Below are 25,710 nucleotides of genomic sequence, written 5' to 3' on the forward strand. Positions count from 1 at the left end.
CAAGTTTCAGCGTTTGTGGCTCGAAAGCTCGCCAAGCAGTTTGGCCATCTCGTCGTCGAGAGAGGGATCGGCGGCCTTTGCCGGTTTCGCCAGTGGCTTGTCGTCGAGCGAAACTTCCAGTTCGCTCATCAGCGCATCGTCGATGGCGTCGCGGGCAGGTGGAGTTGCGACAGGTGCAGGCATGGGCGCTTGCCGCACTGGGACGGAGTGGGCCGGTGGAGCGTACGCTTGGGGGGCGGCACTCGGTGGGGCCGGCGGTACTGGTGAGAGCGGCACCTTGGGCAGGGGGGGGCGCGGCTGCACAGGTGCAGGGGCCGCTTGCTGCGGAGGCCGGGCAGGGACTTGGGTCGCCGGCTGCGGAACTGGCTGTTGTGGGGGAGTCGCCTGTTGTACAGGCGCGGGCTGGCGGGGTCTCGGCGGAGCGTCCTGTGCGCTTTCACTGCCCGTCAGCGCCGGACGGCGTGGGGCAGACATGCGGATGTCGGTTTCGATCACGACGTCTGTCGGCCCGCCGATGAGCAACAGATGCTCGATGTCGTCGCGGCGCACCAGTACCAGCCGCCTTTGGCTGTCGACTGCGGTTGCATCCATGACCGCGAGGCGCGTCTTCCTGTTCCTGCCGCCGGCAACGAAGGTGCCGAAGGTAAGGCTGCGGATCAGCTTGACGATGATAAGCACAATGACGAGCAGCACCAGCGCAGCAAAAGTCCACAGCACCGCTGCCGCATATCCGGGTCCAGCTACGCTATCCAGCCATTCGAACATGTCTTGCCCCCGTCGCCGCGCCGGGCGACACTAACCCTTAGCTGCCGCGCACGGCAAGTTGCCATTCGCGTGTTACAAGCAAGTTTGAGGCTAAGCGCATGATCTTGCCCCGGGCTTGCACCGCCTTTTTGTGTCTAGGCCTTTTCCCGGTAAGGAGAATGTGATTCAACCGCTTCCGTATGAGGGATCCGGAGAGACTCGCAGGGGCATGGCCAAGGAAACGCGCAACGACTTTTATCCGGTTCCGATCGTGGATCAGGCGGCGCGCCCCGATGCCATCACGCGACTGATCATCTTCATCGTCGTCTTGACTGGCGCGGCCATCGTCTTCGGTGTCTTCCGTGAGCGCCTCGGCGACCCGTTCTTGTTGGGCATGCTCGGCGTGCTCGCCATGATCGGCGTCGGCTACCTTTTCGCGACCGCGATCGGCTTCGTCCAGATTTCCCCGCGCTCGCCTTCCGACGGCCTGTCCAAGGCCTTTGTCGATTCGATGTCGCAAGGCCTGGTCGTGACCGACGCCAAGGGCCGGGTCGTCTATGCGAACCGCGCATATGCCGACATGACGGGTGCGACGACGGCATCGGACCTGAAAACCGTCGAGGGTTTGCTCTCGGATGTCACAGAGGCATCTTCGACCATTTCGCAGCTGGCATCCGGCTTGCGCGACGGCCAGGCGGGTGACGGCGAGTTCCGGCTCGCGCAGTCCGTCCGGCCAGGCGCTGCGCCAGGTGCCCGCTGGTATAGGGTGCGGGCACGCGCCTTTAACGTGCCTGGTCAGCGCCAGCCGCTGAACGCCTGGCAGCTTGCCGACATTTCGCCGGAGAGAGCAGAGCAGGAGCGGTTCTTCCTCGACCTGCAACAGGCCATCGATCATCTCGATCATGCCCCGGCAGGCTTCTTCTCGGCCGACCAGGATGGCCGCATCACCTACGTCAATGCGACTCTGGCCGAATGGCTCGGCATCGACCTCGCTAGCTTTACCCCGGGTTCCGTTAGCCTGGATGAGGTGGTCGCCGGCGACGGCATGGCACTTGTTCGATCGGTCAAGGCCGATCCAGGCACGACGCGCAACGCAGTGATCGACCTCGATCTCGCAACAGTGAATGGCGAGGCGTTGCCGGTGCGCTTCATGCATCGTGTCTCGGCGAGCCGCGAAGGCGTCAACGGTCCGACGCGAACCATTGTGCTCAACCGCACCCAAGGTGAGGATTCGTCGGCGCAACTGCGTGCTTCTGAAGTGCGCTTCACGCGTTTCTTCAACTCCACGCCCATGGCGATTGCTGGCGTCGACCATGCCGGTCGAATCCTGCGCACCAATGCGCCGTTCCTGTCGCTGTTCTCGTCGGTCGTCGATCGCGACGCGGTCGATCGGCGGGTGCGTCTGGATACGGTCATCCACGAGCGCGACCGGGCTGCCTTTGCGGCTGCACTCGAAAAAGCACATCAGCGCCAGGCTGACATTGCGCCCATCGACACGGTGATGCCCGACAACGAGGAGCGCCACATGCGTTTCTACGTCAATGCCGTGGCCGACGGCTCGGATGCTGAGGGCGCCGAAGAGGCGGCTATCGTCTACGCTGTCGAGACGACCGAGCAGAAGGCGCTCGAAAACCAGATGGCGCAGAGCCAAAAGATGCAGGCTGTGGGGCAACTCGCTGGCGGCATCGCGCACGACTTCAACAACGTGCTGACCGCTATCATCATGGCGTCCGACCTGTTGCTGACCAACCACCGCCCGTCGGATCCGTCTTTCCCCGACATCATGAACATCAAGCAGAACGCCAACCGCGCGGCCTCCTTGGTCAGGCAGCTTCTGGCGTTCTCAAGAAAGCAGACACTGCGTCCCGAGGTGCTTAATCTCACCGATGTTCTCGCCGATCTCCGCACGCTTCTGGCACGCCTCGTCGGTAACAGCATCAAGCTCAAGATCGACCATGGCCGTGACCTTTGGCCAATTCGCGCCGACATTGGCCAACTCGAACAGGTGGTGGTCAATCTCGCGGTCAACGCGCGCGATGCGATGCCAGCCGGTGGCGACCTGGTGGTTCGAACCAAGAATGTGTCGGTCGAAGAGTGCAAGGGCTATGGATATCGCGAGCTGGTGCCAGCCGACTACGTGCTGGTTGAGGTCGAAGACACCGGTAGCGGCATCGCGCCCGAGGTCTTGAAGAAGATTTTCGAGCCGTTCTTCACCACCAAGGAAGTCGGCAAGGGCACTGGCCTTGGCCTGTCGATGGTCTACGGCATCATCAAGCAGACCGGCGGCTTCATCTATTGCGACTCCGAAGTCGGCAAGGGCACCGTATTCCGCATCTTCCTGCCCAGGCATGTCGTCAAGGCCGTGTCGGTGGATGAGGTCAAGGCTGGCGCCGAGACCGCCGCTGTTGCCAAGTCTGAACCGGCGCCGAGCGCCGTCGCCAAGGATCTTTCCGGTTCGGCGACCGTGCTGCTTGTCGAGGACGAGGATGCGGTGCGCATGGGCGGGGTCAGGGCGTTGACCTCGCGTGGCTACACCGTGCACGAAGCATCCTCCGGCGTCGAGGCGCTCGAGATTTTCGACGAGCTTCAGGGCCAGGTCGATATCGTCGTTTCCGACGTGGTGATGCCAGAGATGGATGGGCCGACGCTGCTGGGTGAATTGCGCAAGCGCCAGCCCGACATCAGGTTCGTTTTCGTCTCCGGCTACGCGGAAGACGCCTTTGCCAAGAACCTGCCTGCGGATGCGCAGTTCGGTTTCCTGCCTAAGCCGTTCTCGCTCAAGCAACTGGCAACGGTCGTCAAAGAGGTGCTTGAAAGCTGAAAGCTGTGCGAATAGGCTTCGCGCAGGTCTGCCCGACCATTTGAATCGCTTTCCCGCAGGCATTTATGATGCCATCATGCCGGCAAGCGCGTCGTCGGGGTGGACAAATGCAGACAACGCCGCACAACGAAGCAAGACGAGGCGACTACGCCGAAACCGTGCTGCTGCCCGGCGATCCCCAGCGCGCGGAATGGATCGCATCCACTTTTCTTGAAGACGTCCGCTGCGTGAACCGGCTGCGAGGTGCGCTCGGCTACACCGGCAGATTCCAAGGCGTGCCGGTAAGTGTCCAGACGACTGGAATTGGCGCCCCCTCTCTGGCCATCTATGCCCATGAATTGCTGGAGACCTATGGCGCAAAGACGCTGATCCGTGTCGGCACCTGCGGTGGACTTGCCGAACACATCAAGCTGCGCAGCCTTGTCATCTCCCAATCCTCGAGCAGCGACAGTGCGATCAACAGCCAGCTTTTTGGGTTCTATGACTACGCTCCGAGCGCGAATTTCGAGTTGCTTCGCCGCGCGGCAGAGCGTGCCGTCGAACTTGGCCTTGATCATCATGTCGGCCAGACGGCGTCCAGCGACGTTTTCTACCACCCTGACGTGCTAGGGCGTTTCGCCGGTGTTCGGGCGCATGGTGCGCTGGCGGTCGATATGGAAACCAACGCCCTCTACACCGTTGCTGCCCGCTTTCGAGCGAAGGCACTGTCGATCTGCACAGTGGTCGACAGTCTGGTGACTGGCGAGGAGACCGATCCCGCCGAGCGGCAGGAGCTGTTCTCCGATATGGTGCGGCTCGCACTCGATGTTGCGGCCGGAACGCCAACGGCAGAGCAGCGAGGATCTCGGCTCTAGCGTGGCCCAATGCGCGTGCTAACATCTTCATGGCCTTGTGAGTCGGCCGCTTTTCCCGCGTCATCCCGCTCAAAAAATGGAATCGCCGGCTGCGCCGGCAAGTTCCGCGCAAGCTGCGATCCATACTGATTGGGCGTTCTGGTCTGTGTTCATTGCGTATGGGCAATTGGACGAAGGGGCAGCCTGATGGAACAGTTTGTCGAGGAAAGCATGAAGAGGCGTCTGACCGAGCCGGTCGACATACTCACCGCAGTCAACATCTTGAAGTCGCATGGCTATTGGGGTGATGAGCTGATCATCGCGATCACCAGGATATTCTACGTCGATCTGGATACTTTCAACGAGGTTGTCGGCACCGCGTGACGGTGTGCGGCGGTAGGATGACCGGTTTGCTATGTTGCGTTGCAGCATGGCAGGCTTGCAATTTGTTGCCAAATCATCCATATGCGGCGTCATAGGCGCTTGAGCCGGGCTTACGGCTTTCTCCTCAGAGAGACTGGTTGCGTCTGTTTTCACCCTTTCCGGCAACGGCAAGCGGCGAAATAGACCTGCGGCATGAGGCCAGCGGGCACGACAGCGCAGCCGAGCGGACACTCGTCCGCCGCCTTGTCGTTTCACGAGAGATTGAGGCCGGCAGGTTGCGCCCTGCCGCCATTGTTGTTTGTGGCGGATTGCCGTCGCACGAAAGAAGAAGATATTGACGAATGAAATCAATGCGGAGCTGAACGGCTTCGCCAAACTCGGCATTACCGGCGCTCTGCTCAAGGCAACGCATCTGGCGGGCTTCAATGAGCCCAAGCCGATCCAGATCGAGTCGATCCCGGCACAGCTGGCGGGTCGCGACATCCTCGGCATTGCCCAGACCGGATCTGGCAAGACGGCTGCCTTCTCCTTGCCGATCCTGTCGAAGATCATTGCCCTCGGCACCAAGCGCCGGCCCAAGACTGCGCGTGCGCTGATCCTGGCGCCGACCCGCGAGCTCGCCGTGCAGATCGAAGACACCATCAAGATTCTTGCCAAGGGCGCGCACATCTCGACGGCGCTCGTCCTCGGCGGCGTGTCGCGTTTTTCGCAGGTCAAGAAGATCGCTCCGGGCGTCGACGTGCTTATTGCCACGCCGGGCCGCCTGACCGATCTCGTCCGCGAGGGCGACCTCGTGCTCGCGGATACGCAGTGGCTGGTCCTCGACGAGGCCGACCGCATGCTCGACATGGGCTTCATCAACGACGTCAAGCGCATCGCCAAGGCGACCGCGCGCAACCGTCAGACCGCCCTGTTCTCGGCAACCATGCCCGCCGAGATTGCCGAGTTGGCGCAAGGCCTGCTCAAGGATCCGATTCGCGTCGAGGTTGCGCCGCAGAGCACGACCGCCGCTGAAATCCGCCAGAGCATCATCCTCGCCCGCACCAAGCAGAAGCGCCAGATCCTGGCGAAGATGCTGTCTGACGAAGCCATGACTTCGGTACTGGTCTTTGCCCGCACCAAGCATGGCGCCGACCGTGTGGTGAAGGACCTGGATCGGGATGGCTTCCCCGCCGCCGTCATCCACGGCAACAAGTCGCAGAATGCCCGCCAAGCTGCGCTCAACGGCTTCCGCGCAGGCAAGGTCCGCATCCTAGTCGCCACCGACATCGCAGCGCGCGGCATCGACGTGCCCGGCATCAGCCACGTCGTGAACTTCGACCTGCCTGATGAAGCCGAGAGCTACGTCCACCGTATCGGCCGTACCGGCCGCAACGGCGCCAACGGCGTGGCTGTCACGCTGGTCGATCCTTCTGAGAACTCCAAGCTGAGGCAGGTCGAGCGCATCATCCGCATGAAGCTGACCATCGATGCCGACCATCTTGGTGAGCCGGATCCGGTTCGCCCGGCCGGCGAGCCGCGCAGCTTCGTACCGGCCAACGACCGTGGCGATCGCGAGGAGCGCCGCCCCGGCGGTCAGCGCCCGCGTGGCAACAATGGCGGAAAGCCAAAGGGCGACCGTCCCAAGGGCGCGGCCCCCAAGGGCGGCAAGCGTCGCTTCGGCGCACGCAAGCCGAACACGCGCGCAGCATGATTCAGCAGAATGGGCCAGCTTGGTCCATTGCTGGCGGCTAGCTAGATAGGTTAGGGCGGTCGGGGCGGTGCCTCGGCCGCCCTTTCATTTGGGGGGCGATAGCGATCCTAGCTATCGTTCCAGCGACACTTCAGTCGAAGCTTGAACGCCTGAGGTAGATCATCGGCTCGGCCTGCCAGCGCGTGGCGATTCGCAGCGCCTTTTCCCGTAGCGGACGTGGCAGCAGGAACAGCAGTTTCATACCCCAGGTCAGGCGGCGCGGAAACGTAGCCTCAAAGCCGCCTTTGCGTATCGATTTGCATATGCGCGCGGCTGCCGCGTCGACTTCCATCATCGCCGGCATCGAGAAGGGCGACTGTTCGGTCAGCGGCGTGTTGATGAACCCTGGGTTCATCACCTGCGTTCGGACGTTCATCTTGTCGAAATCGAACTTCAGCGCTTCAGCCATGACGTTGACCGCGGCTTTGGTGGCGCCGTAGGCAGCAGTCGTCGGCCAGCCGAAATAACTGCTGATCGAGCCCATGAACACGACATGGCCCCGGCCGCGATTGCGCATGCGCTCGATGACGGGGACAAGACCGTTGAGGACGCCGAAGACGTTGACTTCAAAGCTCTGGCGAAAGGCTCCAATGCCGAGGTTCGTGCCTGTCACCGACGTATAGGTGCCGGCATTGAAGATGGCGAGCACGATGGCTCCCGCCTTCGCTTCGATGGCCGCGACGACAGCTGCCATGCCGGCTTCGTCGGTGACGTCGGAGGGAAATGACAGCACGCGGCCTTTCATGCCTTTGGTTTCGTCAATAAGCGAGTCGATCGGATCATCGGGACGGACTGTGACGGCAACCGTGTAGCCCTCGCTCGCCAGCATGCGGGCTACGCTTCGGCCGATGCCGGTGCTGCCGCCTGTAATCCACGCGACTCCGTCTTCTGGACTGGCCCGATATGTGCTCACTTCAAATCCCTCGGCAGTGTAGCTGATGAAGCTCTAGCCGAGGCCCCACCCATATGGAAAGGCCGTTTTAGGCCGGCACCATAAGGGCTTGCGCTCGTTGACCCCCACATACACTGGTCCAGAGAATTTCATCCCTTGAAAGCGCCGCTTCACATTTCTAGGGTTCTCGGCAGAATTAGGAAGGAATCTTGATGCGCTCCGTGATCGATGCCATTGGCAACACGCCACTCATCCGGCTCAAGCGAGCCTCGGAAGAAACGGGCTGCGAGATCCTCGGCAAGGCCGAGTTCATGAATCCCGGCCAGTCGGTCAAGGATCGAGCTGGCCTGTTCATCATCCGCGATGCTGAAAAGCGCGGGCTGCTCAGGCCCGGCGGCGTCATCGTCGAAGGCACCGCCGGCAACACCGGCATTGGTCTGACCGTGGTTGCCAAGGCGCTCGGCTACCGTACGGTGATCGTCATTCCAGACACCCAGAGCCAGGAAAAGAAGGATGCCCTGCGCCTTCTGGGCGCCGAACTGATCGAGGTTCCGGCAGTCCCCTACAAGAACCCGAACAACTATGTGAAAGTTTCAGGCCGCCTCGCCGAACAACTGGCAAAGTCCGAGCCGAACGGGGCCATCTGGGCCAACCAGTTCGACAACGTCGCCAACCGCGACGGACACATCCGCACCACAGCGGAAGAAATCTGGCAACAGACCGGAGGGAAGGTCGATGGCTTCGTCTCCGCCGTCGGGACCGGGGGAACGCTGGCCGGCGTTGCCATGGGGCTGAAGGCAAAGAGCGCCGCAGTCAAGATCGCACTCGCCGATCCTCTGGGGGCCGCACTCTACAGCTACTACACGACAGGTGAACTCAAGGCAGAAGGCACGTCCATCACCGAAGGCATTGGCCAGGGCCGCATCACCGCCAATCTGGATGGCTTCACGCCTGATTTCTCCTATCAGATACCCGACGAAGAGGCGCTGCCGATCGTCTTTGGGCTGATCCAGGAAGAAGGCATCTGCGTTGGCGGCTCCACCGGCATCAATATTGCCGGGGCGATCAGGCTCGCCCGCGAGCTCGGGCGGGGCCACACCATTGTGACCGTGCTTGCCGATTTCGGCACGCGCTATCAGTCCAAGCTGTTCAATCCGGATTTCCTGCGCAGCAAGAGCTTGCCTGTGCCCGATTGGATGGAGAGCGAGCCGAATATTACTGTTCCGTTCGAACAGGTGGTGTGATGGCATTCTCCACCGAGGCGGTTTTTCGCGAAGATGCCTATCTGCGCGAGACCGAGGCCAATGTCGTCGGGGTCAATGATCGTGGCGGCGTCATCCTCGACCGGACGATTTTTTACGCAACGTCGGGCGGACAACCGGGCGATACCGGCGCCTTGATACGCAATGACGGTAGCCGGATTGCCGTTTCGGCCACGATTACCGGCGAGACCAAGGACGAGATCATCCATGTGCCGGCGCTCGATCAGGCAAGGCCTGAGATCGGCGAGCGGCTGAAGCTGGCAATCGACTGGCCGCGCCGGCATCTGTTGATGCGCATGCACGCTGCCTGCCATCTCCTGACGGTCGTCTGCCCGTACCCGATCACCGGGGCTGCGGTCAGCGAAGACGATTCGCGCGTCGACTTCGATCTGCCCGATGCCGGTTTCACTAAGGAAGATGTAACGGCGCAGCTGATGGAACTCGTACGAGCCAACCATCCGATCTGCACGCGCTGGATTTCCGACGACGAACTCGCCGCCAATGCGAACCTGGTGAAGTCGAAGAATGTGCGCCCACCATCGGGGACTGGCCAGATCAGGCTGGTCTGCATCGGCGACAACGGATCGATCGATAGCCAGCCCTGCGGCGGAACCCATGTCGCCGGCACAGCCGAAATCGGCGATATCCACATAGGCAAGATCGAAAAGAAGGGGCGCGAGAACCGCCGCTTCCGCATCCGCTTCGGCGCGATGCCCGCTATCTGAACCGGAGAAGTTGCCATGAGCGAGAAAAGCGCGTTCGTCATTGATGCGGACTGGTTGGAAAAGCGGCTGGGCACCCCGGGTTTGTCGATCGTCGACGCCTCCTGGTACATGCCCGCACTCAAGCGCGACGCCCGCGCGGAGTACGATGCGGCCCACATTCCTGGGGCTGTCTTCTTCGACCAGGACTTGGTCGTGGATCCGGAGTCGGCCTTGCCGCACACTTTGCCGTCGGCTTCGCTGTTCGCGCGCTTTGCCGGTTCGATGGGGATTTCGGCTGACGACACGATCGTGATCTATGACGGTCCCGGTTTCATGGCCGCACCACGTGTGTGGTGGATATTCCGCATCATGGGTGTATTCCAGGTCTACATTCTGGATGGTGGCTTCGACCGCTGGAAGGCGGCCGGGCGACCGGTGACATCTGAGCCGACAAGGACCGCCCCGAGCTTTTTCCATGTCGACTATGATGCGTCGAAGGTCGTTTCGCTCGCCGAGATGCGCAAGGTCGTTGATAGCGGCAGCGCCCAGATCGCGGACGCTCGTTCGCCCGGGCGCTTCGAAGGCACCGATCCGGAACCGCGCGCCGGCTTGCGCTCGGGCCATATGCCCGGCGCGCGCAACGTACCCGTTGGCACGCTTTCCCAAAACGGCGAGTTGTTGCCGCTCGATCGTCTGAAGACAACGCTCGAGGCGGCCGGGCTTGATCTGTCCAAGCCCATCGTCACCTCCTGTGGCTCAGGTGTGACCGCCGCCGTCATCACGCTTGCGCTGCAATCGCTCGGCCATGGCGACAATCGTCTCTATGACGGCTCGTGGACGGAATGGGGCGGTATGTCCGATACCCCGGTGGTGACGGGGAAAGCATGAATATGGCAGCCAATCGCAGCGAGAACATCGAAGTCACGGTTACCTTTCTGGAGATGCACGTGCCGCCGGCCTACACGCCGCCGCTGCCAGTCAATCGCCAGATCGCGCTTCTCAAGACACGTGACATTCCGCTGCATTTCTACCGCTATCTGGCCGACCGCGTCGGCCGCAAATGGCATTGGGTCAACATCCTCAGGCTAGACGACGAAGAACTTGCCGCCGGCCTCCATCGCGAAGATCGTGATATCAGGGTGCTCTATCTCGATGGCGCGCCGGCTGGGTTCATGGATATCAAGCCGCATCTGCCCGATGAGGTCGAGCTCGCCTATTTCGGCATGATGGATCACGCCATGGGGCAGGGGATCGGTCGGTGGTTCCTCGGGGCGGCGATTGCCGCGGCATGGTCCTATCGGCCGCGAAAGGTCACGGTGCAGACCTGCACGCTCGACCATCCCGCAGCGCTGCCGCTGTATCAGAAGATGGGTTTCTCGCCGGTCGCGCAGAAGACCGAAATTGTTCGCACGATGACCTTTGCCGAGCGCTCGGCAAGCGTGATGCGTCCCTGATCACCTACAACATCCGCTGAACCGCCTGTTCATCGCCGCTTCAGCCAGCTTCTGCCATTTACCTCGCATCACTTCCGGCCGGATGGCCGAAATATGCAAGGAGAATGAAGATGTTGAACCGCCGCATGCTTGCCGCCGCTCTGATTGCCGTGCTTGCCGCACCGTCCTACGCTTCAGCGCAGGCAACGACGCCATCGGCGGCGCAGATCGAGCGGCAGCTCCAGGCGGCGCCGACAACAAGGATCCAGCCCAACCAGCGCGTCACTGTCCGCGAATTCAAGCGGCGGCCCGACCTTCGTCGCATGGCTCCGTCGATCGACATCCAGTCGATCAATTTCGCCTTTGGCTCGGCCGAAGTTCCCTATTCCCAGTACGGCAAGGTGGAAAACATCGCCAATGCACTGGATCGCATCCTGCATCGGGATCCCGGCGCGCGGGTACTGATCGAAGGCCATACCGATGCCGTCGGCTCGTTCGCTTCCAACCAGGCGCTGTCGGAACGCCGCGCCGCGTCTCTCAAGCAGACGCTGGTGCGCGAGTTCGGCATTCCCCGCTATGCGCTGGAGACGGTCGGCTATGGCGAGGAATTCCTGCTCGTGCCGACGCAGAACGAGAACTGGCGCAATCGCCGGGTGACCCTGCGCCGCTACGACGCGTTCATTCGATAAAGGCCTGAGTTCAACTCCATCGATGCAGCCCGGCTCGCCTGAGCCGGGCTTCTCATTGCCATTCGATGGAGAACAGTCGGTGGAGGAAATCGGGTGGGCGAGCGCTGCCACTCGCCATAACGTGCGGCGATCAACCAACCAGGAACGCCGTTATGACCATTCGTTTCCTCGCACTTCCCAACGACTCGGTGAGGGCCCTCCAGCACGGGGCGCCGGACGCTTATGGCATGAAGCCCGAGCGCAAGATCTCGGATGGCGTTGGCGTGCCCTGCCGCCATTGCTTGACCAATGTTGCAGCGGGTGAACCCTACCTTGTGCTCGCATATCGCCCGTTCCCGGAGCTTCAGCCATATGCCGAAACCGGGCCGATCTTCCTGCATGCCGAGGAATGCCCGCGAGCGGCGGAGAGCGGCGAGCTGCCGGAACTTTTCAGCAGGACAAAGGACTATATCCTGCGCGGATATGGTGCGGACGACCGCATAGTCTATGGCACCGGGGCTGTGACGCTGACATCAGAGATCGTAGGGCGTGCCGGGGAACTGCTCGCGCGTCCTGAGGTTGCTTACGTGCACATGCGCTCGGCAAAGAACAATTGCTACCAGTGTCGCATCGAGCGGGACGAGCCATGAGGTCTAGACAGGCCTGTGAACGCAAAAAGCCCGCCGCATCGCTGCGACGGGCTCCTTCCGTAAGACGATTGTCTCAAGCTGCCAGGGCGGACTTGGCTTCTGTCATTTCGTAGCCAAGGGCCTCGGCCACGGCGCGATTGGTGATGCGTCCGCGATGAACGTTGAGGCCGTTGCGCAGATGTGGTTCGTCGGCGAGCGCCTTGAGGCCACGGTCGGCCAGCGCCAGGCCGTAGTGCAGAGTGGCGTTGTTGAGCGCATGGGCGGAGGTTACCGGCACGGCGCCAGGCATGTTGGCGACGCAGTAGTGGATAATGCCGTCGACCTCGTAAGTCGGGTCCGCGTGGGTCGTGGCGTGCGAAGTTTCAAAGCAGCCGCCCTGGTCGATGGCGACGTCGACAAGCACGGTGCCTTTTTTCATGCCTGACAGCATTTCGCGGCTGACTAGCTTGGGCGCGGCAGCGCCCGGGATGAGCACGGCGCCGATGATCAGGTCGGCTGAAAAGCACTCTTCTTCCAGTGCTTCGACTGTCGAATAGCGCGTGTGCACGCGTCCGGCGAAGAGGTCGTCGAGCTGGCGCAGGCGCGGTATCGAGCGGTCGATGATGCTGACATCGGCGCCGAGACCGGCTGCCATACGCGCCGCATGCAGGCCAACGACACCGCCGCCGATGACCGCGACCTTGCCAGGCAGCACGCCCGGCACGCCGCCAAGCAGCACGCCGCGGCCGCCATAAGCCTTCTGTAGTGCGGTGGCACCCGCCTGGATCGCCAGGCGGCCGGCCACTTCCGACATCGGCGCCAGTAGCGGCAGGCCGCCTCGCTCATCTGTCACGGTTTCATAAGCGACTGCGGTCACGCCGGAGGCGAGCAGACCCTTGGTCTGCTCTGGATCGGGCGCAAGGTGCAGGTAGGTGTAGAGGATCTGGCCTTCGCGCAGTTGCGCCCATTCATTGGGCTGCGGTTCCTTGACCTTGACGATCATGTCCGAGCGGGTGAACATCTCTTCGGCGGTCTTGGCGATCTGCGCGCCCGCAGCGCGATAGGCGTTGTCATCGGCACCTATTCCGGCGCCCGCGCCTGTCTCGACCAGGACTTCATGGCCGTGGGCGACATATTCGCGGACCGAACCGGGCGTGAGCCCGACGCGGTACTCATGATTCTTGATTTCCTTGGGGCAACCAACGCGCATTTTCTGCTCCTCCGCAGCCATTTCTGGCCTTTTCCCTCATGACGAAGTCAATCACGAATCGTTCCGAATATGTTTGCGAAAAAGGTTGCCATACCCAGACTTGCTCGGTAATTTTTGCGTGTATCCTCTGGTTTGTCGAAGGAAATTCGAAGAATGCCGTTGGACAGGATCGATATCGCTATTCTGGACACGCTTCAGAAGGATGGGCGGATGCCCAACGCCGCGCTGGCTGAAAAGATAGGACTGTCGCAATCGGCCTGCTCGCGTCGCCTCGACAATCTCGAGAAGTCGGGCATCATCAGCGGTTACCACGCCAGGCTTTCGAATGTGGCACTTGGCCATCAGGTGACCGTGATCGTGCACATTTCGTTGTCGGGACAGTTCGAAAAAACGCTTTCGGACTTTGAGGTCGCGGTAAAGCGCTGCCCCAATATCCTGTCATGCCATCTCATGTCGGGCGAATATGATTATATCTTGCGCATCGCCGCCCGCGATCTGCCTGACTACGAGCGCATCCATAAGGAATGGCTGTCGGCCATGCCGCATGTGACCAAGATCAACTCCTCATTCGCCCTGCGCGAGATTGTCGACCGCACCGCCATGGGCATGCGGCCAGATCTGGCGTGACTGCTGACGCAATCGCTTCAGCGGATGATGCCGGCTTCGGTCACGATCCTGTCCATGGGAATGTCGTGCGGTTGCGGGAAGATCGTCGGAATACGCGCAATCTCGTAGCCTATGCCGATGACCAGCGCCTTTCGGGGGAGCGCGGCAAGGGTTCGGTCGAAAAAACCTCCGCCATAACCAAGCCGGTAGCCTGAGGCGTCGAAGCCAACGAGTGGGGCGATAACGATATCAGGGATGACCTCCGGACCGGCGGCCGGTACTGGGATGTTCCAGACGCCGCGTTCGAGCTTGTCGCCAGGGGCGTAAGCGCGGAAGATCAGAGGTCGACCGAGTTCGACTGCGATAGGCAGCGCCGACTTGCCGCCTCGCGCATTGACCGATGCCAGCCAGGGCCGCAGGTCGGGTTCGCCGCGGAACGGCCAGTAGAGGCTGATCAGCTTGCCTGCCACATCGCCAATGGCTTGGTCGAGACCTTGCGCGATCAGGCCGGCCATGGCCGTGCGTATGTCGGCGGCGACTGCCAGGCGGGCTTCGATGAGCCTTGCGCGCTCGGTCTTGCGCCAGCGCCTGACTTCCGGCCATTCCGGCGCGGGTGGCGCCCGGAATTCCGGATCGAGTTCATGCATGAAACATGGGGGTGACGCGTATTGCGCAGGTTCTTCGTCGTCGAGATCGCCCATATCGCACCTTCTTGAGGTTTCGAGCATCGTCGAGCCTAGTCCTGCATGCCGGTCGCCTGTGGTCAACGGGCGACATCGCTTTGGCCGAACAGGTCGCAAAGTGTGGGACCAATCCATTCCCCGCTGGCTGTCGCGCACCTGTCATGCGACTCGGCTGGACTCGCGCGAATTTTGGCGCGACATTTGATCTTTGGGACGCCGGCTAAATACTGTCAGTTCATTTCCTGGAGAATGAAAATGTCCACCATGCTTCACCCAATATCTCGCCGTTCCTTTCTTGCCGGATCGGCTGCGGCGAGCGCGCTTGTGATGCTGCACCCGTTTTCGGCGCGCGCCCAGGCCAATCAGGCGCATCTGCGCATCATGGAAACGACCGACCTGCACGTGCACGTTTTTCCCTACGACTACTATGCCGACAAGCCGAACGACACGATGGGCGTGGCCCGTACGGCCTCGATCATCGACGCCATCCGTGCCGAGGCCAGCAATTCGATCCTGGTCGACAACGGCGACTTCCTGCAGGGTAACCCGATGGGCGACTACATGGCCTATCAGCGCGGCATGAAGGATGGCGACGTCCACCCGATCATCAAGGCAATGAACACGCTTGGCTACGATTGCTCGACGCTCGGCAATCACGAGTTCAACTACGGGCTCGACTATATGTTCAAGGTGCTCAACGGTGCCAACTTCCCGGTCGTCTGCTCCAATTTGACCAAGGGAAAGCTTGCGGCCAACGCGACCACGGACGAGTTGTTCCTCAAGCCCTATGTAATCCTCGACAAGAAGGTCAAGGATGGTTCAGGCGCCGAGCATCCGATCCGCATCGGTTTGATCGGCTTCGTGCCGCCGCAGGTGATGACATGGGATTCGAGGCATCTGCAGGGCAAAGCGATGACCCGCGACATCGTCAAGGCAGCTGAGGCATGGGTGCCGCAGATGAAGGAGGAAGGCGCCGACATCGTCATCGCGCTCTCGCACTCAGGCATGGGCACGCCGCAGGCCGCTGAAAACCTCGAAAACGCCTCCATCCTGCTTGCTGGCGTCAATGGCATCGACGCGATCGTCACTGGCCACAGCCATCTCGACTTCCCCGGTCCGAAATTCGACAAGGTCGAAGGTGTCGACAACGCCAAGGGCACCATCAATGGCAAGCCGGGCGTGATGGGTGGCTTCTGGGGCTCCCATCTCGGCCTGATCGATCTGCTGCTCGAGCGCGACGGCAATGCCTGGGAGGTCATCAGTTCGACCAGCGAGGCGCGCCCGATTTCCAAGCGCGTCGACAAGAAGGTGGTGCCGACAGTCGAAAGCAAGCCGGAGGTCGAGGCGGCCGCCAAGGAGGAGCACGAGGCCACGCTGGCTTACGTTCGCACCCCGGTCGGCAAGACCTCGGCGCCGCTCTATTCCTATTTCGCGCTTGTCGCCGACGATCCGTCAGTTCAGATCGTGAGCCAGGCCCAGATCTGGTACATCAAGGACATGCTGAAGGACACCGAGCACAAGGATTTGCCGGTGCTTTCGGCTGCTGCGCCCTTCAAGTCAGGCGGCCGTGGCGGTCCGGACTACTACACGGACGTTCCGGCCGGAGCCGTGGCAATCAAGAACGTCGCCGACCTGTATCTGTACCCCAACACCGTTCAGGCGGTGGCGATCACAGGCGCGCAGGTCAAGGAGTGGCTGGAAATGTCGGCCGGCATCTTCAACAAGGTCGAACCCGGCAAGGCCGACCAGTCGCTTATCAATCTTGATTTTCCATCCTACAACTTCGACGTCATCGACGGCGTCACCTACAAGATCGATCTGGCGCAGCCACCGAAATACGATCCCAAGGGCGCGGTGCTGAATGCCAACTCCAGCCGCATTGTCGACTTGGTATTCGAGGGCAAGCCGATCGATCCGGCCGCGAAGTTCGTTGTCGCAACCAACAACTACCGGGCAGGGGGCGGGGGCAACTTCCCCGAAATCAACGCCTCCAAGCTGGTATTCGAGGCACCTGATACGAATCGGGACGTCATAGTGCGCTACATCGTCGATCAGGGCACGATCAACCCGTCCGCCGATGCGAACTGGTCGTTTGCGCCAGTAGAAGGCGCTTCGGTGATCTTCGAGACCGGCCCCAAGGCCAAGGATCACATTGCCGAGGTCAAGGCGGTCAAGATCGAGCCGGCAGGCGATGGCGCTGAAGGCTTTGCGAAGTACCGCATCACGCTTTGAGCTTTTTTGGCTGAACGGGAGGGCGGCTGGAGAGACCTGGCCGCCCTTTCACTTGCGCCGAAGCTAAACAGGTCAGTTGGTCCGGCGTTCGATGGCCGGCATGACAAGGTCGAGCGCGTCGGTGGAGATGCCGCCCGAATAGCCGGCCGGCAACGTTTCGATCATGGCTGGATCGTCAATGCCGTCGGAGAAGCCGCCGCCGTGATAGGGCCCGAGCAGATAGACATTGGTGCCGACGCTTTCCATCCGGTCGAGGAAGCGGTTCGGCCAGCCCCACAACCAGGGCGCAACGTTGATTGGCACGCCGAGCGTCGCTCCACGGCAGTCTTTCGGCACATAGCCGCTCCAGCCCAGCCCTTCGTAGCGCAACAGGCAGCGCATGAGCGACTGCTTCGACAGCGTCCGTATTCCGGGCAGCGCCTGCTTGATCGCCAGGACAGGCCGGTCGCCGCCGATGACGGTCAAGTCTGCCTGACGTTTGGCCGGCAGTGCTGCGAGGAAGGCAACGAGCAATTCGCCGTCTCTGGGGTCGTTGCTCTTGACGTTGATGTGGAAGCGGCGGTCCGGGAACCGATCCATCACTTCGTCGAGCGATGGCATCAGCCCGACGCCCTGGCCGCGAAACGGGAAAGTCTTGCCGCCATCGGCAGTGTAGCCGTGGCCGACATCAAGCTTTTTGAGGTCCGCCATCGAATGGTCTCGTGTCTCGCCCGAGCCTTCCGTGCGGCAATCAACGGTCCAGTCGTGGAACACCGCGAACTTGCCATCGGTTGTGGGGTGCACGTCAAGTTCCAGAACGTCCGCTCCGCGCGCGAAGGCAGCCTCCATCGAGCGGACGGTATTTTCGAGATAGTCGTGCCGAGGTGCCAACATGCGCTCTGCGGTGCAGGTGTCGCCGGTCAGGCCGGTGCGATCGTATTCCTGAGCCAGCCCACGATGGGCGAGGACCACCGGCTTGCCGTCAGGGCGATTGGAAAGCAGCGACGAGTTGTTGAGGTAGACGGCTCCAGCCGCTACCAGAGCAACGAGAAAGAAGATGTTTCGCTTGTGCATGACTTGATTCGCTCCCGGGGCAGCCCGCGAGAAGAGACTGACCAAGGATCCGGCGCTTTGAAGACGAAATGGTGTCGCAACGGTGCAATTGCTGGCGACGCATCAGTTGTACCCGGTGGGGCTGGCTGAACGTTTTCGATCAGGCCTTGTACACCACTTGGCGTACGTCGATGTATTCGGCGCGAAAACCAGCCTCGCAATAGTGCAGGTAGAACTCCCAGAGCTTCTTGAAGCGCTCGTCGAAACCAAGTGGCACAATGCGTTCCCAGGACGACCAGAACCGGTCGCGCCATTCGGCGAGCGTACGGGCGTAGTCCTGCGGGAAAATCCGCTCGCGCAGGTAGTCGAGTCCATGCTCGGCGCCGAGCGACTTGAGCAGCGTTGGCGTCGGCAACATGCCTCCCGGAAAGACGTAGCGCTGGATGAAATCGGGCCGCTTGCGGTAAAGGGGGTAGGCGGCCTCGTTGATGGTGATGATCTGCAGTCCTGCGGTGCCGCCCTGGGGTAGGCATTGCTTCATCTTGGCAAAGAACGCCGGCCAGTATCTTTCCCCCACTGCCTCGAACATCTCGATCGAGGCGATACGGTCATAGAGGCCGGTTTCGTCGCGATAATCCTGCAGCTTGAATTCGACCTTGTCGGAAAGCCCTGCAAGGTGGATGCGTTTTTGGGCGAAATCGTACTGCTCGCGGCTGATCGTCAGCCCGGTCACCTTGCAGCCGATCTCGCGCGCCGCAAACTCGGCGAAACCGCCCCAGCCGCAGCCGATCTCCAGCACATGGTCATCGGGACCGATGCCGGTGTCGCGCGCCAGGGCCCGGTACTTCTCTGTCTGAGCGCCCGCGAGGTCGTTGGCACCGGTCGCGTAAAGCCCCGAGGAGTAAGTCATGCTGGGGTCGAGCCACTGGCTGTAGAAGGCATTGCCGAGATCGTAGTGAGCGGAGATGTTACGTTTCGAGCCCGTGCGCGTGTTCTCGTTGAGCCAGTGGCGAATGCGCTGGACGGTGGTCAGCAACCAGTTTGTTCCGCCGGCAACACCTTCGCCCGTCTCCGTGTTGACCACGAACAGTTCGAGGAAGCTGGTGACGTCAGGGCTTTCCCAGTCACCGTCGATATAGGATTCGGCAACCCCGATGGTGCCGCCACTGAAGGCGCGTGAGGGCAGCTTCCAATTGTGCAATACGATCTCGGCCTCCGGGCCGGGCGCCTTGCCGCCGACCAGGATGCTGCGCCCGTCGGGCATCTTCACCTTGAGCGAGCCGCGCGGCAGATGAAGCGCTGCCGACAAAACCATGCGCACGCGCGCCGGCAGGCCGCGGGCAAAGTCCGCGACGTTGCCTTCGTGAAGCTTCGTCACGTCATGATTGATAGAACCGTCCGAAATCCTCTGGGCCATCTCGACGTCCCAAGTTCTTGCCCGGTACGGCGTTGTCGGGCGCGTTGCTCCAAGCCGTGCACCGCTGCTGCGCCTGGCCGAAGATACGCCGCCTCGGCGTCTCCTGTCAGGTTGCGAAGGACTTGGCCGGGGGCTGCCACGACTTCCGCGTGCTGCGGTGAATTCCTGCCGCGATCTTCACCGGCAAAATCTGGAACTTCAAGTGACATCTGGCAATCGCTGATATGCCAGGCGAAACTATCGGGCCCAGCAAAACTGGTCGTGGAAGTGAAAAGCGAGTTCATTAAATATTATGGGGTACTAATTCATTGCTGCGAGGTTGAACCAAGCCGCCGAGATATCTAGTTCCGCGCCAGTCTAGGAGAGCACGCGTTGCGCTATGTGATTGTGATTATGTGCGGCACCTTGTTCCTCATCTGGGACGTCCTCTACAACCATGGCAACGCCATAGGCACGACGGTGCGGGAACTGCATCGTCTCGTGCGGATGATCGCGGGCTGAAAGGGAGCCGCTGCCTTTTGCCCGATTGACGCGGACCCAAAGCCGACCCAAAAAGCGCCAGCGAAAGCAGCAGAAGGAATCGCGGCTTGATCCGGCACATCGTGTTCTTCAGTGCGCGTCAGAAACAGGACGTCGAGTTGATCCGTGAGGAACTATCGGCGCTCGGCGGTATTCCGCATTCCACCGTCTTCGAAGTGACGATCAACACCAAGGTCGATCCGTATTCCGACGAGATCGACATCGTCGTTTATGCCGAATTTGTCGACCAGGCAGCGCTTGCCGCCTACAAGGCCCATCCGATCTATGACCGCACGACGCAGCGCGTTCGTCCGATGCGCGAGTTGCGCTATTCGGCTGACGTTGTCGCCGCACAATAAAAAACGCGCTCCGGGATGGCCCGAAGCGCGTCTTTGAACTTCTGGAGATTATGCCTTTTTGGCGCGACCGCGTGGCTTGGCGGGCGCGGCTGCGGCCTTGCGGCCAAGGCCAAGCGACTTAGCCAGTTCCGAACGGGCCGCGGCATAGTTCGGCGCAACCATCGGATAGTCGGCCGGAAGGTTCCACTTGGCGCGGTATTCCTCAGGCGTCAGTCCGAAGTGGACCGAGAGGTGGCGCTTCAGTGACTTGAACTTCTTCCCGTCTTCCAGGCAGATGATGTAGTCGGGCATGACCGAGCGTTTCGGATTCACGGCTGGCTGCTGGGCTTCGGTCGGCGCCTCGGCAGGTTGGTCGAGGGACAGGATCGACGCATTGATGCTAGCAATCAACTCTGGCAGGCCGTTGGCAGGAACCTTGTTGTTTTCAACGTAGGCACTAACGATGTGGGCAGTCAGTCCTAGGATGTCGATCTTGCTATCATTCGTCATCGACGGTCTCTCCGGGCAGTATTAAAGCAAACTATGAGTCTAACTATTCATTGCGCCGTATATCGGTGCAAATTGTGTCAGACAGCAAGCAAAATAATCTCAAATATGGGTGACCCCGGTCAGCAAGTCACTGACCGGGGCTTTCTATATTAGCTTATCAAAAGAAACCCTTGCGTTGCCACCAGCCACCCTTCTTGGGCTTGGTCTCCGTCGAAGCTTCCGCGTCGGTCTCGACCACGGAGATGACCACCGGGGCGGCGGGCGCAACGGGAGCTGCAGTGACTTCGGAGACAACCTCCTCCTCGGCCGGAGCGGCAGCGGCCTTGCGGCGCGGCGCGCGGGGCTTGGCAGCCTTTTTCTCGGGCTTGGCTTCGGCCTCTGGCGCTGCCGCTTCGACAACGACCTCGGCAGGAGCGTCGGCAGCCTCAGCTTCCGCCTTCTTGGCCTTGGCCGTACGGCGCGGGGCCCGTTTCGGCTTGGCTTCGACCACAGCTTCCGGCTCGACGGCGGCGGTTTCCACGACAACATCATCGACGGCGACGACTTCGCTCACAACGGCCTCGGCGACGGTCGCCTCGCCGGATGCAACCCGTTCTTCGCCTTCCGCCGACTGCTCGTCTTCATCCTTGCGGTTGCGCTTGCCGCCACGCTTGCCGCGCCGGCGCTTCTTGGCGGCGGCTTCTTCAGCTGCCGCTGCATCCACGCCAACTGCTTCGCCGGCTTCCTCGGAAACCGCTGCGTCAGCGACAGCTACCGTTTCGTCACCTTCGGCTTCAGTAGTCTCGCCAGCAACAACAGCGGCTGCGTCATCCTGCTGCGCTGCGCCATGCTCGCGGTCTCGATCGCGGCCGCCACGACGACGCCTGCGCTTGCGACGCTTTCGATCGTGCTGCTCGCCTTCGGCCGCAGCAGGCTGCGGCGCACGCGCTGGCTGCGCCTCGGCAACTGTGGTTTCTTCTTCTTCCTCTTCGATGATCTCGTCTTCGATTTCCTCGGGCTCATCATAAGCCGGAGCCTGCACTGGCAGGGCGAAGTTCGCCGGCTTCTCTGCGATGGCGCCGCGGAAGATGGCGTGGTTCTGCGAACCGACGCTGTCATCGGCTTCGAGCGTGATCGTCACTCCGAAGCGGGTCTCGAGATCGACCAGCGTGGAACGCTTGTGGTTGAGCACGTAAAGTGCGGTCGCCACTGGGGTCTTGACGGTGATGTGGCTGCGCGAGTCCTTCAGCAGGAACTCTTCGATGGCGCGCACGACCTGCAACGCTACCGACGAGTCCGAACGGACGTGGCCGGTGCCGCCGCAATGGGGGCAGGGCTTCATGGTGGATTCGAGCACGCTGGCACGAATGCGCTGGCGCGACATCTCCATCAGGCCGAAATGTGAAATCCGGCCGACCTGGATGCGGGCACGATCGTTTTTCAGGCAATCCTTGAGCTTCTTTTCGACCGCACGATTGTTGCGGTTCTCCTCCATGTCGATGAAGTCGATGACGATCAGGCCGGCGAGGTCGCGCAGCCTGAGCTGACGGGCGACTTCCTCTGCGGCTTCAAGGTTGGTGTGAAGGGCCGTCTCCTCGATCGAGTGCTCCTTGGTAGAGCGCCCGGAGTTGACGTCGATGGCAACCAGCGCCTCGGTCTGGTTGATGATGATGTAGCCGCCCGACTTCAGCGTCACCTGTGGCTGCACCATCCGCTCGAGCTGCGATTCGATGCCGCTGCGCACGAAGATCGGCGTGATGTCGCGATAAGGCTGGACGACCTTGGCATGGCTGGGCATCAGCATGCGCATGAAGTCCTTGGCCTCGCGATAGCCGTCTTCGCCGGCAACTAGAACCTCGTCGATGTCCTTGTTGTAGAGATCGCGCACTGATCGCTTGATCAGGCTGCCTTCCTCATAGACCAGCGCGGGTGCCGTCGACTGCAGCGTCAGGCTGCGGACGTTCTCCCACAGGCGCATCAGGTACTCGTAGTCACGCTTGATCTCGGCCTTGGTGCGGCTTTCGCCTGCCGTGCGCAGGATGACGCCCATGCCCTTCGGCACCTCGAGATCGGCAACCACTTCCTTCAGGCGCTTGCGGTCCTGGGCATTGGTGATCTTGCGGGAAATGCCGCCGCCACGTGCGGTGTTGGGCATCAGCACCGAATAGCGGCCTGCAAGCGACAGATAGGTCGTCAGGGCGGCGCCCTTGTTGCCGCGCTCTTCCTTGACCACCTGGACCAGGAGGATCTGGCGACGCTTGATGACTTCCTGGATCTTGTAGTGGCGGCGAACCGGCTTGCGGCGGTCGCGCACTTCCTCGAGCGCATCCTCGGCGCCAACCGACTCGATCTCGTGATCGTCGTGGTGGGTCGAGTGCACTTCTTCGATCACACCGCCGTTCTCGTTTTCAGTGACGGTCGGCTCGGGCGCTCTTTCGGACACGACATCGGCGTCAACCGACGCAGCGATCGAAACCTGCTCCCGCTCCTCGGTGACAGCATCGGCTTCCTCGGTCGCAGCTTCAACTGACGTTTCGCCGTCGCTCGTATCGGCGACTTCGCTGGCTGCGACCGACTCATCGTACTCGGAAGATGAGTCGCCATCTTCGTCGCTGGAACCTTCAGGCTTGTTTTCGTCGTTGCGGCCGCGGTTCTTTCCACCGCGACGACGACGGCGTCCACGGTTGCGATCCTGGCTCTTGCTGTCGTCGGCTTCGCTGTCTTCGTCTTCGTCCTCCTCGGCTTCCTCAGCCTCGGCGCGCAGCAGTGCCTGCCGATCGGCAACCGGGATCTGATAGTAGTCGGGATGGATTTCGCTGAAGGCGAGGAAGCCGTGACGGTTCCCGCCATATTCGACAAAGGCAGCCTGAAGAGACGGCTCAACCCGCGTTACGCGGGCGAGGTAAATGTTTCCTTTGAGCTGCTTCTTGTCCTGTGATTCGAAATCAAATTCTTCAATACGGTTACCGCGAACTACGACAACCCGTGTTTCCTCCGGGTGGGAGGCGTCTATAAGCATCTTGTTGGGCATTATTTGTCCTCCCGGCAGCCGTCAGCCGCGGCCTGCGGGAACTCGTCCGCCGCCGTGAGTTTGCTGAAGTGGGGGTGCCGGATGATTTTGCGTCCGCCGGTCGCAGCCAAAACGCCATGGCGGTGCCGCCCGCTGCCGTGATGGCGCGGTTACCTGCGGACCAGTCCATGATTGCGTCTGTGGCCAATGCGTGACCTTGCGGAACCTTGTTTCAAATCTAAGCCCGGGGATCCGGACCAGCTACTTTGCTCTTACAGAGCCGGCGCGGAACGAAATGTCCGGCCGTTTTTCTCACGCAGTCGCTACCCCGCCACGGGCCGCGCCTGCGAATCTCGTCGCGATCACTGAAATCTCATCTCTTTTGCGAGTCGGGCCATCGCTCGTCGCGTGGTTCCCTAGCGGAAGGCGCTGAGGGCGCGGGCCCTGGATTGCAGTGATCCAACGTCGCTTTTATGATTTGGCGAGGTCGAGCGCAACCCCGATTTCCGATGCCGGCAAAGCCGATGCGGCGACAAGGAACGAGCATTCCGACAAAGACTCGGTTAACCTTCTCTGGTTACCACTTGTTAATCGAGGGGGCCGCGTATTCGGCTCACGAACGACAAAGGTGCGGGACAACAGCGCGCCTGCCTTTGGAGCGGCAGTACAGAGATGGGATCCGTGGCATTGAACGGCAAGTGCTTCGCCTTTGTGGGCAGTCGGCCACAGGGCGCATTGTGCCGTGCGATGTTGACCTTGTTCGTGTTCCTCGCCGCGTTTGCTGGAATCAATTGCCAGCCCGTTTGTGCCGCAGAGCCGATCAAGACGCTCGACTACAAAATGGCGGGCGATGCGACTCATATGCGCATCGTCATGAACTTCGACCGCGAGCCGGAACCGAAATGGTTCCTGCTTCGCAGCCCGCACCGCCTGGTAATCGATCTTCCCGATGCAACCATTGCCATCGATGCCAAGGACCTGAAGGCGCGCGGGTTGATCAAGAGTGTGCGTTACGGTGCATCGGGCGAGGGGGCCTCGCGGCTGATCGTGACCTCAAAGGGGCCGTTCAACGTCGACAAGGTCGATGTGCTCAAGAACGAAGATGGATCGGGCTACCGGCTGGTTGCTGACATTTCTGCTGCTTCGGATCGCGAGTTTGATGCCGCGCTCGCCATCCAGGCGGAGACAACCGGCTCAACCGTATCCACGGCCAAGACCGACAGGCTCAGTAAGATCGCACATCGCGGCGATCGGCCGTTCACCATCGTGCTCGATCCCGGTCATGGCGGTATCGACGGCGGCGCTGAAGGATTGAACGGCACGGTCGAGAAATCTGTCACGCTCGCTTTCGCCAAGGAGCTAAAGTCCAAGCTGGCGTCCAACAGCGCCTACAAGGTCGTCCTGACCCGTGAGAATGATGAATTCCTGCGGCTCGACGATCGGGTTCGTATTGCCCGTCAGCAAGAGGCTGACCTGTTCATCTCGATCCATGCCGACACAATCCGGCTAAAAGGCATTCGCGGTGCCACGGTCTATACGATGTCGGACAAGGCTTCCGATGCGGACGCGCAGGCGTTGGCCGACCGCGAAAACCTCTCGGACCAGCTCGCTGGCGTCGATGTCGCTGAAGAAAATCACGAAGTCTCCGACATCCTGGTCGATCTTATCCGGCGCGAGACGCATGGTTTCTCGGCCCGATTTGCCCGCTCCTTGGTCGGTGAGCTGTCGCCTACGGTGGGTATGATCAACAACCCGCATCGTTCGGCTGGTTTCAAGGTGCTCAAGGCACCCGATGTGCCATCGGTGCTGGTCGAACTAGGCTATCTCTCCAATCCACAGGACGAAGAGCAGCTTCGCAGCTCGGATTGGCGTGAAAAGGCCGCAACGAGCATTTCCAAGGCAGTCGCCGCCTTTGTGGCGGAGCGAGGCGTCCCAGGCGGCTGATCATGACGGGTCTCACGTTGGCGTTGCCGAGAGGTCACTGACTGGGCATTATTGGTGTTTTCGACCAGAATCTTGGGTGCCTGCACGGCTGTTGCCGTATTTTGCCCACAACCGCGCGACATGGGTTG

The 25,710-nt window shown here is 61.4% G+C and carries 23 protein-coding genes; 15 read left to right on the forward strand and 8 right to left on the reverse strand.

Annotation, left to right across the window (positions count from 1 at the left end; translation table 11 throughout):
• Positions 1 to 6: 6 nt before the first annotated feature.
• Complete coding sequence (locus C8K44_RS17160) at positions 7 to 765, reverse strand: flagellar biosynthetic protein FliO (RefSeq protein ID WP_109577032.1); 759 nt, start codon at positions 763 to 765, stop codon at positions 7 to 9.
• A 208-nt stretch (positions 766 to 973) separates the two neighbouring features.
• Here C8K44_RS17160 and C8K44_RS17165 point away from each other — a divergent pair, with 208 nt between their 5' ends.
• From C8K44_RS17165 to C8K44_RS17175, 4 genes are all read left to right on the forward strand, one after another.
• A complete protein-coding gene (locus C8K44_RS17165; protein ID WP_109577033.1) occupies positions 974 to 3,565 on the forward strand; it encodes a PAS domain-containing sensor histidine kinase in 2,592 nt (863 codons plus the stop codon).
• Positions 3,566 to 3,672: 107 nt separating this feature from the next.
• Complete coding sequence (gene deoD, locus C8K44_RS17170; RefSeq protein WP_109577034.1) at positions 3,673 to 4,419, forward strand: purine-nucleoside phosphorylase; 747 nt, start codon at positions 3,673 to 3,675, stop codon at positions 4,417 to 4,419.
• 186 nt (positions 4,420 to 4,605) lie between these two features.
• Positions 4,606 to 4,782 carry a hypothetical protein gene (locus tag C8K44_RS27730; protein WP_199227125.1) on the forward strand — a complete coding sequence of 59 codons (177 nt, stop codon included), beginning with the start codon at positions 4,606 to 4,608 and terminating at the stop codon, positions 4,780 to 4,782.
• Positions 4,783 to 5,116: 334 nt separating this feature from the next.
• Positions 5,117 to 6,475: a DEAD/DEAH box helicase gene (locus C8K44_RS17175; RefSeq protein ID WP_109577148.1), complete on the forward strand. Its 1,359-nt coding sequence runs from the start codon at positions 5,117 to 5,119 to the stop codon at positions 6,473 to 6,475.
• A 130-nt stretch (positions 6,476 to 6,605) separates the two neighbouring features.
• On the opposite strand, the gene C8K44_RS17180 is transcribed toward C8K44_RS17175, so the two are convergent.
• Positions 6,606 to 7,427: an SDR family NAD(P)-dependent oxidoreductase gene (locus tag C8K44_RS17180; protein WP_109577035.1), complete on the reverse strand. Its 822-nt coding sequence runs from the start codon at positions 7,425 to 7,427 to the stop codon at positions 6,606 to 6,608.
• 188 nt (positions 7,428 to 7,615) lie between these two features.
• On the opposite strand from C8K44_RS17180, the gene C8K44_RS17185 reads away from it, so the two are divergent.
• The 6 genes from C8K44_RS17185 (at position 7,616) to C8K44_RS17210 (ending at position 12,123) form a co-directional block, all read left to right on the forward strand.
• Positions 7,616 to 8,650, forward strand: coding sequence for a cysteine synthase A (locus C8K44_RS17185; protein WP_109577036.1), 1,035 nt, complete (start codon positions 7,616 to 7,618; stop codon positions 8,648 to 8,650).
• Positions 8,650 to 9,393, forward strand: coding sequence for an alanyl-tRNA editing protein (locus C8K44_RS17190; protein WP_109577037.1), 744 nt, complete (start codon positions 8,650 to 8,652; stop codon positions 9,391 to 9,393). Before C8K44_RS17185 ends, C8K44_RS17190 begins: the two co-directional genes overlap by 1 nt.
• A 15-nt stretch (positions 9,394 to 9,408) precedes the next feature.
• Complete coding sequence (gene sseA / locus C8K44_RS17195) at positions 9,409 to 10,260, forward strand: 3-mercaptopyruvate sulfurtransferase (protein WP_109577038.1); 852 nt, start codon at positions 9,409 to 9,411, stop codon at positions 10,258 to 10,260.
• Between the two features lie 2 nt (positions 10,261 to 10,262).
• Positions 10,263 to 10,826 carry a GNAT family N-acetyltransferase gene (locus tag C8K44_RS17200; RefSeq protein WP_109577039.1) on the forward strand — a complete coding sequence of 188 codons (564 nt, stop codon included), beginning with the start codon at positions 10,263 to 10,265 and terminating at the stop codon, positions 10,824 to 10,826.
• A 110-nt stretch (positions 10,827 to 10,936) separates the two neighbouring features.
• Complete coding sequence (locus C8K44_RS17205; protein ID WP_109577149.1) at positions 10,937 to 11,494, forward strand: OmpA family protein; 558 nt, start codon at positions 10,937 to 10,939, stop codon at positions 11,492 to 11,494.
• A 152-nt stretch (positions 11,495 to 11,646) separates the two neighbouring features.
• The gene (locus tag C8K44_RS17210; protein ID WP_109577040.1) at positions 11,647 to 12,123 is read left to right on the forward strand and encodes a DUF1203 domain-containing protein; all 477 of its coding nucleotides are present in this window, start codon (positions 11,647 to 11,649) and stop codon (positions 12,121 to 12,123) included.
• A 73-nt stretch (positions 12,124 to 12,196) separates the two neighbouring features.
• Here C8K44_RS17210 and ald read toward each other — a convergent pair whose 3' ends face one another.
• A complete protein-coding gene (ald, locus tag C8K44_RS17215; RefSeq protein ID WP_109577150.1) occupies positions 12,197 to 13,312 on the reverse strand; it encodes an alanine dehydrogenase in 1,116 nt (371 codons plus the stop codon).
• A gap of 153 nt (positions 13,313 to 13,465) precedes the next feature.
• On the opposite strand from ald, the gene C8K44_RS17220 reads away from it, so the two are divergent.
• Positions 13,466 to 13,939, forward strand: coding sequence for an Lrp/AsnC family transcriptional regulator (locus tag C8K44_RS17220; RefSeq protein ID WP_109577041.1), 474 nt, complete (start codon positions 13,466 to 13,468; stop codon positions 13,937 to 13,939).
• A 17-nt stretch (positions 13,940 to 13,956) separates the two neighbouring features.
• Here the strand turns inward: C8K44_RS17220 and C8K44_RS17225 are convergent, their stop codons facing one another.
• Positions 13,957 to 14,619 carry a 5-formyltetrahydrofolate cyclo-ligase gene (locus tag C8K44_RS17225; protein WP_109577042.1) on the reverse strand — a complete coding sequence of 221 codons (663 nt, stop codon included), beginning with the start codon at positions 14,617 to 14,619 and terminating at the stop codon, positions 13,957 to 13,959.
• A gap of 231 nt (positions 14,620 to 14,850) precedes the next feature.
• On the opposite strand from C8K44_RS17225, the gene C8K44_RS17230 reads away from it, so the two are divergent.
• Positions 14,851 to 16,833 (forward strand): bifunctional 2',3'-cyclic-nucleotide 2'-phosphodiesterase/3'-nucleotidase, encoded by a 1,983-nt coding sequence (locus C8K44_RS17230; protein ID WP_109577043.1) that lies wholly within the window; start codon positions 14,851 to 14,853, stop codon positions 16,831 to 16,833.
• Positions 16,834 to 16,905: 72 nt separating this feature from the next.
• Here the strand turns inward: C8K44_RS17230 and C8K44_RS17235 are convergent, their stop codons facing one another.
• Both C8K44_RS17235 and C8K44_RS17240 read right to left on the reverse strand, forming a co-directional pair.
• On the reverse strand, positions 16,906 to 17,886 hold the full coding sequence (locus tag C8K44_RS17235; protein ID WP_109577044.1) for a glycerophosphodiester phosphodiesterase family protein: 981 nt from the start codon (positions 17,884 to 17,886) through the stop codon (positions 16,906 to 16,908).
• Between the two features lie 139 nt (positions 17,887 to 18,025).
• Positions 18,026 to 19,282 (reverse strand): cyclopropane-fatty-acyl-phospholipid synthase family protein, encoded by a 1,257-nt coding sequence (locus C8K44_RS17240; RefSeq protein WP_109577045.1) that lies wholly within the window; start codon positions 19,280 to 19,282, stop codon positions 18,026 to 18,028.
• A 372-nt stretch (positions 19,283 to 19,654) separates the two neighbouring features.
• On the opposite strand from C8K44_RS17240, the gene C8K44_RS28195 reads away from it, so the two are divergent.
• Together C8K44_RS28195 and C8K44_RS17245 are read left to right on the forward strand one after the other, a co-directional pair.
• Positions 19,655 to 19,783, forward strand: coding sequence for a hypothetical protein (locus C8K44_RS28195; protein WP_281063001.1), 129 nt, complete (start codon positions 19,655 to 19,657; stop codon positions 19,781 to 19,783).
• An 86-nt stretch (positions 19,784 to 19,869) separates the two neighbouring features.
• Positions 19,870 to 20,160: a Dabb family protein gene (locus tag C8K44_RS17245; RefSeq protein WP_109577046.1), complete on the forward strand. Its 291-nt coding sequence runs from the start codon at positions 19,870 to 19,872 to the stop codon at positions 20,158 to 20,160.
• A 48-nt stretch (positions 20,161 to 20,208) separates the two neighbouring features.
• Here C8K44_RS17245 and C8K44_RS17250 read toward each other — a convergent pair whose 3' ends face one another.
• Together C8K44_RS17250 and C8K44_RS17255 are read right to left on the reverse strand one after the other, a co-directional pair.
• Positions 20,209 to 20,649, reverse strand: a complete 441-nt coding sequence (locus C8K44_RS17250; RefSeq protein ID WP_109577047.1) for a MucR family transcriptional regulator — start codon at positions 20,647 to 20,649, stop codon at positions 20,209 to 20,211.
• A gap of 157 nt (positions 20,650 to 20,806) precedes the next feature.
• On the reverse strand, positions 20,807 to 23,659 hold the full coding sequence (locus C8K44_RS17255; protein ID WP_109577048.1) for a ribonuclease E/G: 2,853 nt from the start codon (positions 23,657 to 23,659) through the stop codon (positions 20,807 to 20,809).
• Positions 23,660 to 24,385: 726 nt separating this feature from the next.
• On the opposite strand from C8K44_RS17255, the gene C8K44_RS17260 reads away from it, so the two are divergent.
• Positions 24,386 to 25,582, forward strand: a complete 1,197-nt coding sequence (locus C8K44_RS17260; RefSeq protein WP_245417522.1) for an N-acetylmuramoyl-L-alanine amidase — start codon at positions 24,386 to 24,388, stop codon at positions 25,580 to 25,582.
• Positions 25,583 to 25,710: the final 128 nt, after the last annotated feature.

The sequence above is a fragment of the Aminobacter sp. AP02 genome, from assembly GCF_003148805.1.
Classification (GTDB): domain Bacteria; phylum Pseudomonadota; class Alphaproteobacteria; order Rhizobiales; family Rhizobiaceae; genus Aminobacter.